General features: G+C 71.3%; 12 protein-coding genes and 1 pseudogene. 7 read left to right on the plus strand and 6 right to left on the minus strand.

Features of this window, described 5'->3' with window-relative positions; translation table 11 throughout:
* The first annotated feature begins 65 nt into the window (after positions 1-65).
* The 3 genes from ABD369_RS20535 to ABD369_RS20545 all read left to right on the plus strand — a co-directional run bounded on the left by ABD369_RS20535 (position 66) and on the right by ABD369_RS20545 (position 4134).
* Positions 66-386, plus strand: coding sequence for an ArsR/SmtB family transcription factor (locus tag ABD369_RS20535; protein ID WP_344637924.1), 321 nt, complete (start codon positions 66-68; stop codon positions 384-386).
* Positions 387-798: 412 nt separating this feature from the next.
* A complete protein-coding gene (locus tag ABD369_RS20540; RefSeq protein ID WP_344637925.1) occupies positions 799-2682 on the plus strand; it encodes an APC family permease in 1884 nt (627 codons plus the stop codon).
* Positions 2683-2778: 96 nt separating this feature from the next.
* On the plus strand, positions 2779-4134 hold the full coding sequence (locus tag ABD369_RS20545; RefSeq protein ID WP_344637926.1) for a DUF2254 domain-containing protein: 1356 nt from the start codon (positions 2779-2781) through the stop codon (positions 4132-4134).
* 151 nt (positions 4135-4285) lie between these two features.
* Here ABD369_RS20545 and ABD369_RS20550 read toward each other — a convergent pair whose 3' ends face one another.
* Positions 4286-5386: a PP2C family protein-serine/threonine phosphatase gene (locus ABD369_RS20550; RefSeq protein ID WP_344637927.1), complete on the minus strand. Its 1101-nt coding sequence runs from the start codon at positions 5384-5386 to the stop codon at positions 4286-4288.
* A gap of 165 nt (positions 5387-5551) precedes the next feature.
* Positions 5552-6505: a pseudouridine synthase gene (locus ABD369_RS20555; RefSeq protein WP_344637928.1), complete on the minus strand. Its 954-nt coding sequence runs from the start codon at positions 6503-6505 to the stop codon at positions 5552-5554.
* Positions 6506-6683: 178 nt separating this feature from the next.
* On the opposite strand from ABD369_RS20555, the gene ABD369_RS20560 reads away from it, so the two are divergent.
* Positions 6684-7157 (plus strand): hypothetical protein, encoded by a 474-nt coding sequence (locus ABD369_RS20560; protein ID WP_344637929.1) that lies wholly within the window; start codon positions 6684-6686, stop codon positions 7155-7157.
* Positions 7158-7380: 223 nt separating this feature from the next.
* Here ABD369_RS20560 and ABD369_RS20565 read toward each other — a convergent pair whose 3' ends face one another.
* The gene (locus ABD369_RS20565; protein ID WP_344637930.1) at positions 7381-8910 is read right to left on the minus strand and encodes a helix-turn-helix domain-containing protein; all 1530 of its coding nucleotides are present in this window, start codon (positions 8908-8910) and stop codon (positions 7381-7383) included.
* A gap of 95 nt (positions 8911-9005) precedes the next feature.
* Between ABD369_RS20565 and ABD369_RS20570 the strand changes: the two genes are divergently transcribed.
* The 3 genes and pseudogenes from ABD369_RS20570 (at position 9006) to ABD369_RS20580 (ending at position 10384) form a co-directional block, all read left to right on the plus strand.
* Positions 9006-9161, plus strand: coding sequence for a hypothetical protein (locus ABD369_RS20570; RefSeq protein ID WP_344637931.1), 156 nt, complete (start codon positions 9006-9008; stop codon positions 9159-9161).
* Between the two features lie 17 nt (positions 9162-9178).
* A pseudogene (locus ABD369_RS20575) lies at positions 9179-9586 on the plus strand (cytochrome P450); the annotation flags it as partial.
* 117 nt (positions 9587-9703) lie between these two features.
* Positions 9704-10384, plus strand: a complete 681-nt coding sequence (locus ABD369_RS20580) for a YoaK family protein (RefSeq protein WP_344637932.1) — start codon at positions 9704-9706, stop codon at positions 10382-10384.
* A 161-nt stretch (positions 10385-10545) separates the two neighbouring features.
* On the opposite strand, the gene ABD369_RS20585 is transcribed toward ABD369_RS20580, so the two are convergent.
* The 3 genes from ABD369_RS20585 to thrS all read right to left on the minus strand — a co-directional run bounded on the left by ABD369_RS20585 (position 10546) and on the right by thrS (position 13920).
* Positions 10546-11601 carry a helix-turn-helix domain-containing protein gene (locus ABD369_RS20585; protein ID WP_344637933.1) on the minus strand — a complete coding sequence of 352 codons (1056 nt, stop codon included), beginning with the start codon at positions 11599-11601 and terminating at the stop codon, positions 10546-10548.
* A 56-nt stretch (positions 11602-11657) separates the two neighbouring features.
* A complete protein-coding gene (locus tag ABD369_RS20590; protein WP_344637934.1) occupies positions 11658-12539 on the minus strand; it encodes a ribonuclease BN in 882 nt (293 codons plus the stop codon).
* 169 nt (positions 12540-12708) lie between these two features.
* Positions 12709-13920 carry a threonine--tRNA ligase gene (thrS, locus tag ABD369_RS20595; RefSeq protein ID WP_344637935.1) on the minus strand — a complete coding sequence of 404 codons (1212 nt, stop codon included), beginning with the start codon at positions 13918-13920 and terminating at the stop codon, positions 12709-12711.
* Positions 13921-14130 lie beyond the last annotated feature (210 nt).

Below are 14130 nucleotides of genomic sequence, written 5' to 3' on the forward strand. Positions count from 1 at the left end.
GATACTCGTCAAACAATATGAATTGGTGGATGATTGTCAAACAATCGCGCCGAAGGAGGGTCGCCATGGCGGATGAGCTGTTGCCGCAGCCGGACACCGCGGACATCGAACTCGTCAAGGTGCTGCACGCCCTCGGCGACCCGGTGCGGCTGCGGCTGCTCGCCATCTACGCCGACGGCGCGGAGCACACCTGCGACCCCCGAGGGCTCGGCCTCGAGCAGCTCCACAAGTCGACCGTCTCCCACCACATGCGGGTACTGCGCGAGGCGGGCATCACCTCCACCAGGAGTGCCGGGCGCAACCGCTTCGTCCGGCTGCGCTGCGACGACCTCGACGCCCGCTTCCCCGGCCTGCTGGACGCACTGCTCCGCTCCCTCGAGCGCTGATCCGGCCGGTCGGGACCCAGGTGGATACCCAGGTGGAGGGGGCCGCCGAAGCCGGGCGGGGGGATGCCCGGCTCGCGGCGCCCGGTGGCGGACGGCCCGGGTCGCCGGCGACTGTGATCAAGTCGTGAGATTCCGGCTGCGCATCCGTCAAGTTCCGGGCGGCCGCTGACCGTTCGAGTACGGACTCCGTCGTTCCGGGCCGCGAACCAGGCCCGGTGACACCGCTGGATGGACATTCGACTATCGGGGATCCGAGTGATGGTCGCATACTCTGACCTGACCGTCGGTCCGGCGGCAAGATCTTTTACAGGCACGGGAGTACACGGTGGTTACCCCAGCACCGGTCGGTCCTGGCTCCACACCGACGGCGCGGCAGCGCTTTCGCGCGTGGATGCTGGAGGGCCTGTCCGACATGGCCAAGCATCATCCGGGGCCGGACGCCCAGGCCCCCGAAGCCCACAAGGGGCAGCGGTGGTGGAAGGTCATGTGCCTGACCGGCCTGGACTACTTCTCGACCCTCGGCTACCAGCCGGGCATCGCCGCGCTGGCGGCCGGCCTGCTGTCCCCGGTCGCGACGATCGTCCTGGTGCTGGTGACCCTCTTCGGTGCGCTGCCGGTGTACCGCCGGGTGGCGCAGGAGAGCCCGCACGGCGAAGGCTCCATCGCCATGCTGGAGCGGCTGCTGTCGTTCTGGAAGGGCAAGCTGTTCGTCCTGACGCTGCTCGGCTTCGCCGCGACCGACTTCCTGATCACCATCACGCTCTCGGCGGCCGACGCCACCGCCCACCTGGTGGAGAACCCGCACCTGACCGGCACCCTGCACGGCCACCAGGTGGTCATCACCCTGCTGCTGGTCGCCCTGCTCGGCGCGGTGTTCCTCAAGGGCTTCACCGAGGCGATCGGGCTGGCGGTGGCCCTGGTCGCGGTCTACCTGGCGCTGAACGTCGTCGTCGTGGTGGTGGGCCTGTACCACGTCATCGCCGCGCCGCACGTGATCACGGACTGGTCCAGCGCACTCACCGCCCAGCACGGCAATCCGGTGGTCATGATCGGGGTGGCCCTGGTGGTCTTCCCGAAGCTGGCCCTCGGTCTGTCCGGCTTCGAGACCGGTGTGGCGGTCATGCCGCACATCGAGGGTGACCCCGACGACACCGAGGAGCGGCCCACCGGGCGGATCCGCGGTACCCGCAAGCTGCTGACCGCGGCGGCAGTGATCATGAGCGCGTTCCTGATCACCACCAGCTTCATCACCACCCTGCTCATCCCGGCCGACGAGTTCCAGACCGGAGGGAAGGCCAACGGGCGCGCCCTGGCCTACCTGGCGCACCAGTACCTCGGCGGGGCGTTCGGCAGCATCTACGACCTCTCCACCATCGCCATCCTCTGGTTCGCCGGCGCATCGGCCATGGCCGGCCTGCTCAACCTGATGCCGCGCTACCTCCCGCGCTACGGCATGGCCCCGCACTGGGCCCGCGCGGTGCGGCCGATGGTGATGGTCCTCACCGCCGTGGCCTTCCTGGTGACCTGGCTCTTCGACGCCGACGTGGACGCCCAGGGCGGCGCCTACGCCACCGGTGTCCTGGTGCTGATCAGCTCGGCCGCCATCGCGGTGACCATCGCCGCCCGCCGGGCCGGCCAGCGCGGCTGGACCGTGGCCTTCGCGGCCATCTCGCTGGTCTTCGTCTACACGACGGCGATCAACGTCGCCGAGCGCCCCGACGGTGTGAAGATCGGTGCCTGCTTCATCGCCGGGATCATACTGGTCTCGCTGCTCTCCCGGCTGGCCCGCGCCTTCGAACTCCGGGTCACCAGCGTCAACTTCGACGACACGGCCGAGCGGTTCCTGCGGGACTGCGCCCACCGGACGATCCGGCTCATCGCGAACGAGCCCAACAGCCGCGACATGGCGGAGTACCGCGACAAGCTCCGCCAGATCCGTGCCGACAACGACCTCCCGGCGGAGGACGACCTGGTCTTCGTGGAGGTCACCGTCCGGGACCCGTCGGACTTCGAGGCCGAGCTGACGGTACGCGGAGAGGTCATGCACGACCGCTACCGGGTGCTGGCGCTGGAGAGCTCCAGCGTCCCCAACGCCCTGGCGGCGCTGCTGCTGCACGTCCGGGACCTGACCGGCCAGCAGCCGCACATGTACTTCGAGTGGACCGAGGGCAACCCCTTCGCCCAGTTCCTGCGGTTCTTCCTGTTCGGCCAGGGCGAGGTCGCACCCGTCACCCGCGAGGTGCTCCGCGAGGCCGAACCCGACCGCAACCGCCGCCCCCGCGTCCACGTCGGCTGATTCCGCGGCCCGCCGGTCGGCGCCGGCGCGAACGGCGCCGACCGGGCCCTGAGACTAGGGTGGAGGAGTTCAACCGGGCCTGGTCGGGGACTGGTGGTGGGCGATGTGATCCGCTGGGTCCACCTGGAGTCGCAGTGGCGCCGAGAGGCGCTGCGGACCAATCTGTGGGTCGTCCCGACACTGGAGGTCGTCCTCGCCGGCGGCCTCTTCGTCGTCACCTGGATGCTGGACCGGGCGGCGTACCGGGGCGCGCTGGCCCTGCCGCCCTGGGTGATCAGCGGAACGGCCGACGCGGCCCGGCAGATCCTCGCCGCCATCGCGGCGGCCCTGATCACCGTGGTCGGCGTGGTGTTCTCGATCATGATCGTGACGCTCACGCTGGCCTCCACCCAGTTCGGACCGCGGATGCTGCGGACCTTCATCCGCGACCGCACCACTCAGCTCACCCTGGGCACCTTCGTCGGGACGTTCGTCTACGCGATCCTCGCGCTGGTCTCCATCGGCCCCTCCTCGTACGGGGACTTCGTCCCGCACCTGTCGATCACCGTGTGCATGGTGCTGGTGCTGGTCGACCTGGCGGTGCTGATCTACTTCATCCACCACATCGCCACCTCCATCCAGCTGCCCCGCGTGATCGCCAGCATCGCGGTCGAACTGTCCGAGGCGATCGAGGCGGGCGCGGGGGAGCCCGAGTGGGAGGGTGAGGTCGAGCGCGGCCCGTCGGCAGCCGAGCTGCACGTCCGGCTGAACGAGTCGGGAGCGGCGGTGCCGGCCCCGGCCAGCGGCTATCTGCAGTTCATCCGTCACCGCACGCTGGTGCGCATCGCAACCGAACTCGACGCCGTCATCCGGCTGGACCACCGCCCCGGGCACTTCCTGGTCCAGGGACACCAGCTGGCCACGGTCTGGCCCGCCGCGGCGGCGCCCGAGGTGGCCCGCAGCTTCGCCCGGGCCCACATCACCGGCCCCTCCCGTACGCTCGCCCAGGACATCGCCTTCGCGGTCGACCAACTGGTCGAGATCGCCATCCGGGCGCTGTCGACCGCGGTGAACGACACCTTCACCGCGCTGACCTGCATCGACTGGCTGGGCGAGGGACTGTGCCGGATCGCGGCCGGCTGGCAGCCCAACCCGGTCCACCGGGACGAGGCGGGCCACATCCGGGTGATGGCGGTGCCGGTGAGCTACGAGCGACTGGTCCAGCGCGCCTTCGAGAAGATCCGCCAGGCGGGCCGCGGCATGCCGGCGGTACTGATCCGGCAGCTCGACGCACTCGCGCAGATCATGGCGGAGACCACCACCCCGGAGCAGCGCCGGGTGCTGCTGGAACAGGCCGAGATGATCGACCGGCTGAACGCCGAGACGGTCACCGAAGCGGCCGACCGCGCCGACGTCCACCGCCGCTACCTGGCCGTACTCGCGGTCCACGCGAGCCTGACCGAGCAACCCTGACCCGCCGGTCGCCGTCCGGCGGCATCGCAGGACCCCGCACGACTCAGCGGCGCAGGCGGTTCGCGCCAGGCCGCGCCACACACGCTTCCTCGCGGAACAGGGCGGAACAGGGCGGAACAGGGCGGTTCGCGGAGGCGACCGGTCCGTACGCTCAGTCCGAGCGGCGGATCGCCAGCAGGGCGGCGTCGTCGTCGAGGCCGGCGCCGACGTGGGCGTGCACATCGGCGACGAGGTGGTCCAGCAGGGCGCCGGGGTCCTGCTCGGGCAGCTGGGACAGCCGCTCGGCGACGGGATAGAACCGGCCGCCGGGGTCGCGGGCCTCGGAGATGCCGTCGGTGTGGAGCAGCAGCAGATCGCCTTCGCCGAACCGCACCTTTCCGGCCTGGTACCGTCCGCCGGTCAGCTTCAGCAGAGCCAGCGGTGGAGCGTCGACGGGCGGCCGGACCTCGCTCACCCCGGTGGCGGTCCGCAGCAGCGGCGGCGGGTGGCCGCAGTTGACCACCTGGACCGGGCCCGCCCCCTGGGGGACGTCGAGCAGTACCGCCGTGACGAAGTCCTCGGCGCTCAGGTCGCGGCGCAGCGCCGAGTCCAGCCGGGTCGCGACCTCGGCCAGGTCGTCCTCGGCCCTGGCCGCCTCGCGGAACACCCCGAGGACGTCGGCGGCCGTCTCCACCGCGATCAGCCCCTTGCCCCGGACGTCGCCCAGCAGCACCCGGATCCCCCTCGGGGTGCGGACCACCTCGTAGAGGTCGCCGCCGATCCTGGCCTCGGCGGCCGCCGCCAGATACCGCACGGCGATCCGCAGCGAGCCCACCCGCGACGGGACCGGCCGCAGCAGTGCCCGCTGGGCGGTCTCCGAGACGGTGCGGACCTGACGCAGTTCCCGTTCGCGTGCGGCGACCAGTGCGACGTTCGCGCTGCTTATCAGCGCGACGGCGAGCACCGCACCGGCGGCGGTGGCATGAACGACCGGGGACACGAAGGGATTGGTGAAGACCAGGAGCAGCACCACCACCGTGGTGAGCACCCCGGCCAGCAGTGGTACCAGTGCCCGCCGGGTGCCCACCCCGGCCAGTACCGGGACCGCCGTCAGCACGGGGGAGAAGGTGGACTTCGGCCCGGTCGCGAGATCGAACGCGACGGTCGCCGCGGTCACCACGGCCCCGGCCAGCACCAGCCAGCGGAAACCCACGGGCGGGAGCGACACGTAGCGCGGTGGCCGACCTCGGGCGCCCCCGGCGTCGTCGGACACTGCGGCCGCCCTTCTTCCGGACGGCCCCACCTGCCGGAGCCGTTTCCTCTCTCCTACTGTTCACCACCCGGCGCGGGTCTGCGACAGGGAGCGAGGCGGCGCGGTCCCGGCGCCCGATGCGTCAGCCGGGGACCCGGAGCGGCTGTCGACGCCCGTACGGCCCGCTCAGGCGGCCACCCGGTCGGCCGGACCCCCGGAAGGGGCGGGCCAGCTCTCCAGGGCGCGCCGGCTGCGGAACCTGTGCTGCTCCCCGGTGACCGGGTCGGTGAACTCCAGAGACCTGGCCAGCAGTTGCAGCGGGGAGCGGAAGTCGTCCAGGGCTGTGTCCGGGAGGATCTCCGGGTAGAGCGGGTCGGACAGGATCGGCACGCCCAGGCCGCACATGTGCACCCGTAGCTGATGAGTCCGGCCGGTCACCGGGGTGAGGCGGTAGCGGCCCAGCGCACCCCGGGTCTCGGCCAGTTCGATCCGGCTCTCGCTGTTGGGCGGGCCGGGGACCTCCTGGGCGGTGAGGACGCCGTGCTCCTTGACGATCCGGCTGCTCACCGTGCGCGGCAGGTCGAGCGCCGGATCGTAGGGCGCGACCGCCTCGTACTCCTTGCGCACCTGCCGCTCCTGGAACAGCCCCTGGTACGCGGCCCGGTGCTCGGGCCGGATGACGAACATGGCGAGGCCCGCGGTCAGCCGGTCGAGCCGGTGCGCCGGGCTTAGCGTGGGCAGGTCGAGCTCCCGGCGCAGCCGGGCGAGCGCGCTCTGGGTGATGTGCTGTCCGCGCGGCGACATCGCCATGAAGTGCGGCTTGTCCGCGACCACCAGGTTCTCGTCGCGGTGCAGCACCGTGATCGGGAACGGCACCGGGACCTCGTCGGGGAAGTCGCGGTGGTACCAGAGGAAGGCACCCGGCGCGTACGGAGCGTCGGGTGCGATCGGTCCGCCCGTCCCGACCACGGCGCCCTCGCCGAGCATGGCGTCGATCACCGACGCCGGTACCGGCAGCCGGTCGACCAGGTGGTCGCGCACCGTGGCCCACTTGCGGTCCACGGGCAGGCGGAGGCGGACCGGGTCGATGCCCAGTCGTTGCGGCAGAGGGGCGGGCGGCGCCTTGGTCTTGCGTCTCATCGCGGGTCAGCGTAGCGGTCGGCCGGGCGCGCGGGCGAACCCATTCCAATAACAGGTCGATCGCACACCCACTTGCGAATGTAAATAAGACTATTTCTGGGATTCGAGAAAGGTATTGCATTGTCGATCAGTGCGGATATTTAATTGTCCCGCCCTGCTTCTCATGGAAGGAAACACGGTGTCCAAGTTCCGGAATTACTTCTCCGTCGCGCTCGCAACCACTGCGCTCACCGTCGGCGGCGTGCTGGCCGGTAGCGCGTACGCTTCCGCGCCTGCCGCGACCGGCCACGGCGTACGGGAGGTCAAGAGCGTCAGGAGCGATTCCCACTTCTACCCGCCGGCCACGCTGAACAAGAACCAGGCGTGGACTTCCGGGAACGGCCGGACGGTGCTCCGGGTCCAGGAGGACGGCAACTTCGTGCTCTACAAGGACGGCCGGCCGGCCTGGCAGGCTCCCGGGGCCTGGCCGAACGGCAACGCCGCGGTGATGCAGGAGGACGGTAACTTCGTGCTCTACGACCGGAACGGCCACCCGCTCTGGGCCTCCAACACCTGGCACCGGGGCGCCTACGTGGCCGTGCAGGACGACGGCAACGTGGTCGTCTACGACCACAACAACCGTCCGGTCTGGGCCACCAACACCGGGGACTGACATCGACTCCCCGCATCACTGGACGGCCGTCGGCCTTCGCGCCCGGATTGATTCGGGTGCGAAGGCCGATGTGCCGATTCCCGGAATTACGTACCGAGGTGCTCTGATCCGCAGTCGCCGATGCCTCGGGCTCCAACAACTCATGGGCTCCGGCATCCCCGGTGGGCGTCCAGGCTCCCGATGCCCCCGGCTCCAGGTGCTCCGGGGTCGGGGATGTGCGGGCTCAGATGTCGCGGAAGGTCTCGATCTTGGCGCCGACCGAGTTCAGTCGCTCGGCCAGGTCCTCGTAGCCGCGGTTGATGACGTACACGTTGCGCAGTACGGAGGTGCCCTCAGCCGCCAGCATCGCCAGCAGGATCACCACCGCCGGGCGCAGCGCGGGCGGGCACATCATCTCGGCCGCCCGCCAGCGGGTGGGCCCCTGGACGAGCAGCCGGTGCGGGTCCAGCAGCTTGACGTCGGCGCCGAGGCGGCCCAGCTCGGTGAGGTAGATGGCGCGGTTCTCGTAGACCCAGTCGTGGATCAGCGTGGTGCCGTGGGCGGCAGCGGCGATCACTGCGAAGAACGGGATGTTGTCGATGTTGATGCCCGGAAAGGGCATCGGGTGGATCTTGTCGATCGGTGCGGTGAGCTTGCAGGGGCGCACGGTCAGATCCGTCAGCCGGGTGCGGCCGTTGAGCGCCGGGTACTCGGAGCTGCGGTCGTAGTCCAGGCCCATCTGCTCCAGCACGGCGAGCTCGATCTCCAGGAACTCGACCGGCACCCGGCGGATCGTCAGCTCGGAGGAGGTGACCACGGCGGCGGCCAGCAGGCTCATCGCCTCGACCGGGTCCTCGGCGGGCGCGTAGTCGACGTCGCAGGTGATCTCCGGCTTGCCGTGCACGGTGAGGGTGGTGGTGCCGATGCCCTCGATCCGCACGCCCAGCCGCTCCAGGAAGAAGCACAGGTCCTGGACCATGTAGTTCGGGCTGGCGTTGCGGATCACGCTCACCCCGTCGTGCCGGGCGGCGGCCAGCAGGGCGTTCTCGGTCACGGTGTCGCCGCGCTCGGTCAGCACGATCGGCCGGTCCGGCGAGACCGCGGGCGAGACGCTGGCGTGGTAGCTGCCGCCGGTGGTGGCCACCTCCAGGCCGAAGCGGCGCAGCGCGGTCAGGTGCGGCTCGACCGTACGGGTGCCGAGCTCGCAGCCGCCGGCGTACGGGATCTCGAAGTGGTCGGCGCGGTGCATCAGCGGACCGAGGAACATCAGCACGCTGCGGGTCCGCCGGGCGGCCGCGACGTCCATGGCCGCCAGGTTCAGCTCAGCGGGCGGGGTCAGTTCCAGATCGCGTCCGTCGTTCAGCCAGCGGACCTTGACGCCGATGCTGGTGAGGACGTCAAGGATGCGATAGACCTCCTCGATCCTGGCGACCTCCCGGAGGGTGGTCCGACCGGTGGTCAGCAGTGAGGCACAGAGCAGCGCGACGCAGGCGTTCTTGCTGGTGCGGACATCGATGGAGCCCGACAGCCGGGTGCCGCCGGCCACCCGCAGGTGCATCGGACCCGCGTAGCCGAGCGAGACGATTTCACTGTCCAGGGCCTCGCCGATGCGGGCGATCATCTCCAGACTGAGGTTCTGCTTGCCCTGCTCGATCCGGTTCACCGCACTCTGACTGGTTCCCAGGGCCTCGCCGAGCTGGGCCTGAGTCAGGCCTCGGTGCTGACGGGCATCACGGATGAGCTTGCCGATACGCATGAGGTAGTCGTCGGTCACGCAGCAGACCATATCTCATATTTGAGATACGACTGGCGCGGGGAGGTCCCGGAGCCGATGCCGGGCGTCGCGCCGCAGCCCCTAGGCCGCCCCTCATGGCGACCACTCTTCCCGAGCCCGCACCGGCCACCGTCGGCGTGACCGAGCTGCTCCAGGACCTGTACGGCGGCTACGCCGCACTCCGCGCGACCGCTCCCGTGCAGCGGATCACCGGCCCCGACCGACTGCCGTTCTGGCTGGTCACCAGGTAGCAGGACGTCAAAGACCTGCTTACCCCGCGCTGCTCCCCGCCGCCGTCGAGGAGCTCACCCGCTACGACACCCCCGCGCCGCTGGCGATCCGCCGGTTCCCGCTGGAGGACCTCACCGCCGGTGAGGTCACGATCCCCGCCGGGGAGACCGTTCTGCTCTCCCTCGGCTCAGCCAACCACGACCCGGACCGCTACGAGCGGCCCGACCGCCTCGACCTCCGGCGCCGGGAGAGCACCCACCTCTCCCTCGGTCACGGGATCCACTACTGCGTCGGCGCGCCCCTGGCGCGGATGGAGACCGGCATCGCCATCGCCACCCTGCTGCGGCGCTTCCCCGATCTGGCCCTGGACGTCCCGCGCGACACCCTGCGCCGGCGGCCCTCGATCCGGGCCCGCGGGCTGCTGGCCCTCCCGGTGCGGTTCTGACCCCGGGCACCTGATCGGCCGGGCGGTGCCCTCGACCACCGCCCGGCCGATCGGACTGTCGTCGACGCGTCAGGCGCGCCGCCCCCAACTCGCAAGCCGCGCTGAGAACATGGCGGGATGAGCGGAAAGCCGACCGGTGCCGGGGAGTCGCTGCCGGCCGTCCTGATGGTTCTGACCGTGGTCAGCGGCTTCCTCGACGCGGTCAGCTTCCTCGGACTGGGCAGGGTCTTCACGGCCAACATGACCGGCAACGTGGTCCTGGTCGGCTTCGCGGCGGCGGGTGCGCCGGGGTTCTCGGCCGCGGCCTCGCTGACCTCGCTGGCCGGGTTTCTCGCGGGCGCCGTGGCGGGCGGACGGTTCGCGGTGGCGATGAACTCCCGTCCGACGCACCGGTGGTTCGGCGGAGCGCTGGCGGCGGAGGCGGTGCTGACCGGCCTGGCCGCCGCCGTCGCGGCGCTGGCCTCGGGTGAGGCGGGCCGCTACGCGGTGATCGCCGTGCTCGCGGTGGCCATGGGCTTCCGCAACGCCTCGGTGCGCAGGGCGGCCGTCGCCGACCTGACCACCACCGTGCTCACCATGACGCTGACCGGCCTGGCCGCCGACTCGCGGCCGGCCGGCGGCACGGGCCCGCGTTCCGGGCGCCGGGCCGGGGCGGCGGTCGCGATGGGGCTCGGCGCCTTCCTCGGCGCCGGGTTCCAATCGCACCACGGGGTGGCCTGGTCGCTGCTCCTGGGTACCGTCGTGGTCACGGCGTTGGCCGTCGGCCACGTGGCCCACGGTGAGCTCACCGTGCGCTGACCCGCGAGAAGCCGGCCCGGGCGTGGGGGAGCCGGCCAGGGCGCCGCACGGTGTCCTGGGCAGGACGATCACCTGTGAGATGTGGGGGTGGGCGATCGAGCACGCCGGGCCGGACACCGTGCGGCACACCGGTGGGCCGTCGGGGATCACTGCCATCAAACCTACGCCGTACCGGATGCGGTGACGATGGACTCGATTCGGGGATCATGGTGGTTTCCTCCACCCCGGCTGCGGTACTCGCCCGGGGAGAGGCCGGTCTCGCGGCGGAAGAACCGGCAGAAGTACGCGGGATCGGCGAAACCCGCCTCCTTGGCTATCTGTCGTACCGTCAGATCCGTTCGCAGGAGTAGCCGTTGTGCATCGAGCGTTTGGCTGCGCCGGATCAGGCTGCCCGGGGTCAGGCCCAGCGCCGACTTCACGATCTCGCTCAGGTAGCCGGCCGAGATGCCCAACTCCCGTGCGTACGAGCGCACCGAGCGCTCCGCCTGCCCCGGTCGGGCGATCAGGCGGGTGAACTCGGCCACCAGCTCGGCCGGTCGTCCGCCGACCCGGTCCTCGGCCGCTGGGGCGTCGCCCGCACCGGCTGCCGCCCGCAGCGCCCACACCGACAGCACGTGCAACTGCGAGCGCAGCACTCCGGCGTACCCCATCTCGGCCGCGCGGTACTCCCGGGCCATCGCCTCGATCAAGTCGCCGAACCGTCGCGCCGCCCCCTCGTCCAGACTCAGCCACGGGCGGCTGCTCAGCTCGCGCAGCGCCGCACCGTCCTCGGGGTGGGCCAGCAGGAACTCCTCGTTGAAGAGCACCACCCAGCCGTTGACGTCGTCGGCGTCCTCCCAGTGGTGGACCTGGCCGGGGGTGATCACGCACAGGTGCGGTGGGCGCAGCGGTCTGCGGGCCAGGTCCACCACATGGCAGCCGGAGCCGTCGGCGATGTAGACGATCTCGTAGAAGGAGTGCCGGTGCGGAAAGGCCGCCCGTGACATCGGGCCGATCGAGTCGAATGATCCGATCGCGAACGGAGGTACCTGCGGGGCCGGTACCTCCAGTACGTGCAGTGGGACCGCGAGATTCCGCGCCCCGCCCGGCCCGGGGCCTCGGGTCTCGCGTGTCCGTTCCGCCACCGAGTGCCGTGCGGGCTGCTCGTCAGCCCACTGCCCGGCCGTCGGCTTCCCGGCCGGGCCCAGGACGGGACCTGGCTCCAACGATCGTTCCATCGCAGCAGTCTGCGGGCGCCACCGGAGGGCGTCCACCCCGCCCGGCAGTCGCCGTCTCACTCCGCCGGCTCGGTCTGCTCCTTCCGGTGCTGCTGGTGCTCCCAGAGGGCGTGGCCGGCCAGGGCGCCCGCGAAGACCGTGAAGCCCACCCCGACCAGCCAGGACTGCACCACCAGCACCGTGCCGATCACGCCGTAGGAGAGCGCGTTGGAGATGATCAGCGGGCGGAAGACCAGCTCGGAGAAGAACCGCAGTCCGACCAGGGCCAGTACCGTCAGCGCGGAGCCGGGGAAGAGCGCCCGCCACGGCACCCGGCCGCCGAGCAGCAGCCACTTGGTCCACCAGAAGAACAGCAGACCGCCGCCGAGCGCGGTCGCCAGGCGGAGCGCGGGCTGGGCCGGGCTGGACTGCCAGGGCACGCCGGCCCAGGAGGCGACCAGCAGGAAGCCGACCAGCCCGGCGAGCCCGATCGCCTGCCGCCAGACGGCGTGCCAGGCGGCCGGGGGCAGCCGCCAGACACGTTCGTAGCCGGTCTGCACGGCCGCCATGAAGGAGATGCCGAAGACGCTGGCGACCGCGAGGCTGAGCGCGGTGGTGGTGCTGAGCGCCTGGGTCGGGGAGGAGAACAGGTCCCGGACCTCCTGTGCGGAGCGGCCGGAGAGTCCGAGCCCGTCCACCACCCAGCCGGCGAACCCGGCTCCGTGCACGGGGGAGGCGGCGGCGACCACGATCAGCAGCGGGACGAGGGTGACGAAGCCGAGGGCCGCGAAGCCCATCGCCCGGTGCATCAGCTCCATCTCGCGCCCGTGGCGCCAGATCCGGTGGACCGCGATCCGGATCGCTCCGTGCCTGGGCAGTGGTCCGGTGAGCGCGCTCGCCCCGGTCCGGCGGTTGCCCCGCGGCCCGGGCCCGGCCGCGCGCTCGGGTGCTCCGGACATGGTCACCGATCACCTCCGTTCCCAGACTCTCATCCGGCACCGGCCCGGGCCCGGCCGGACACGGCTCGCCGCCCGTCCGGAGCCGACCGCTCTCCGCGGAGCCGTACGTCCACCCGGGCTGCCCGGGCCTTGGAGCGGTGTGTCAGGAAAGCGGTCGTGAGCCTCCACGTCACCAGAGGTCGGTGCGGTGTCCCGAGACCAACTCGCCGATGTGCGACAGGACTTCACCGGTCGGTCGCGGATCGATCCTGCGGCCGTCCCGCAGACGCAGCGCGATCTCGTCGACGGCGGCCTCGCGGGCGCCGATGACGGCCTGGTACGGGACGAGCCGGGCGGCACGGATCCGGGCGCCCAGGCTTCCCTGCGCCGGGCCGGCCGACTCGGCGCGCAGTCCCCGCTCCAGGCAGCGCTCCACGAAGGCCGCGGCCGCCGGGGCCTCCTCCTCCGACACCGGGAGCGCCACCACCTGGACCGGTGCCAGCCAGGCCGGGAAGGCGCCGCCGTGCTGCTCGATCAGGTGGGCGACGGCCCGCTCGACGCTGCCGATGATCGCTCGATGGACCATCACCGGGCGGTGCCGCGAGCCGTCCGGGCCGATGTAGCCGAGGTCGAACTGCTCCGGCTGGTGGAAGTCGACCTGAACGGTGGACAGGGTCGCCTCCCGGCCGGCCCCGTCCGCGATCTGCACGTCGATCTTCGGGCCGTAGAAGGCCGCCTCGCCCGCCACCGCTTCGTACTCCAGCCCCGAACTCTCCAGCACCTCGGTGAGCAGCGCGGTCGAGCGCTCCCACAGCTGGGGCGCGGCGACGTACTTCCCACCCTCACCCGGCAGCGACAGCCGGATCCGCGCCGGGGTGATCCCCAGCGCCCGGTAGGCCCGCCGGATCAGCTCCAGGGCCGCCCGCACCTCGTCGGCGACCTTGTCGATGGTGCAGAAGACGTGCGCGTCGTTGAGCTGGATCGCCCGCACCCGGGTCAGCCCGCCCAGCACCCCGGACAGCTCCGAGCGGTACATGCCGCCCAACTCGGCCATCCTGAGTGGGAGTTCGCGGTAGCTGTGAGCCCGGGAGCGGAAGATCAGCGCATGGTGCGGACACAGGCTCGGGCGCAGCACCATCTGCTCACCGCCCAGGGCCATCGGTGGGAACATGTCGTCGCTGTAGTGCGACCAGTGTCCCGAGATCTCGTAGAGCTCGCGCTTGCCGAGCGCGGGCGAGTACACGTGCCGGTAGCCCGCCCGCCGTTCCACCTCGCGGATGTACTCCTCCAGGCTGTGTCGAACGGCGGCGCCCGCGGGCAGCCAGTACGGCAGGCCGGAGCCGATCAGCGGGTCGGTGTCGAAGAGGTCCAGCTCGCGGCCGAGCTTGCGGTGGTCGTGCATGGGTGGTGGTCTCCCTGTGATCGGGTGGGGCGGGCGACCACGGGATCCACACGACGAAGCCCCGGGGCTCTCGCCCCGGGGCTTCGCGGTAGGAACACGAATCAGCGCGCCGGGACCGAGTCCGGCGTCGTCGTCAGGTTCACAGCGCGCTTCATGCGATCAACGCTAGCAGCGATCATGCCGCTCGGACAACGGTGTTCATCGCTCCGC

The sequence above is a fragment of the Kitasatospora cystarginea genome, from assembly GCF_039533515.1.
In the GTDB taxonomy this organism is placed as follows: Bacteria; Actinomycetota; Actinomycetes; order Streptomycetales; family Streptomycetaceae; genus Kitasatospora; species Kitasatospora cystarginea.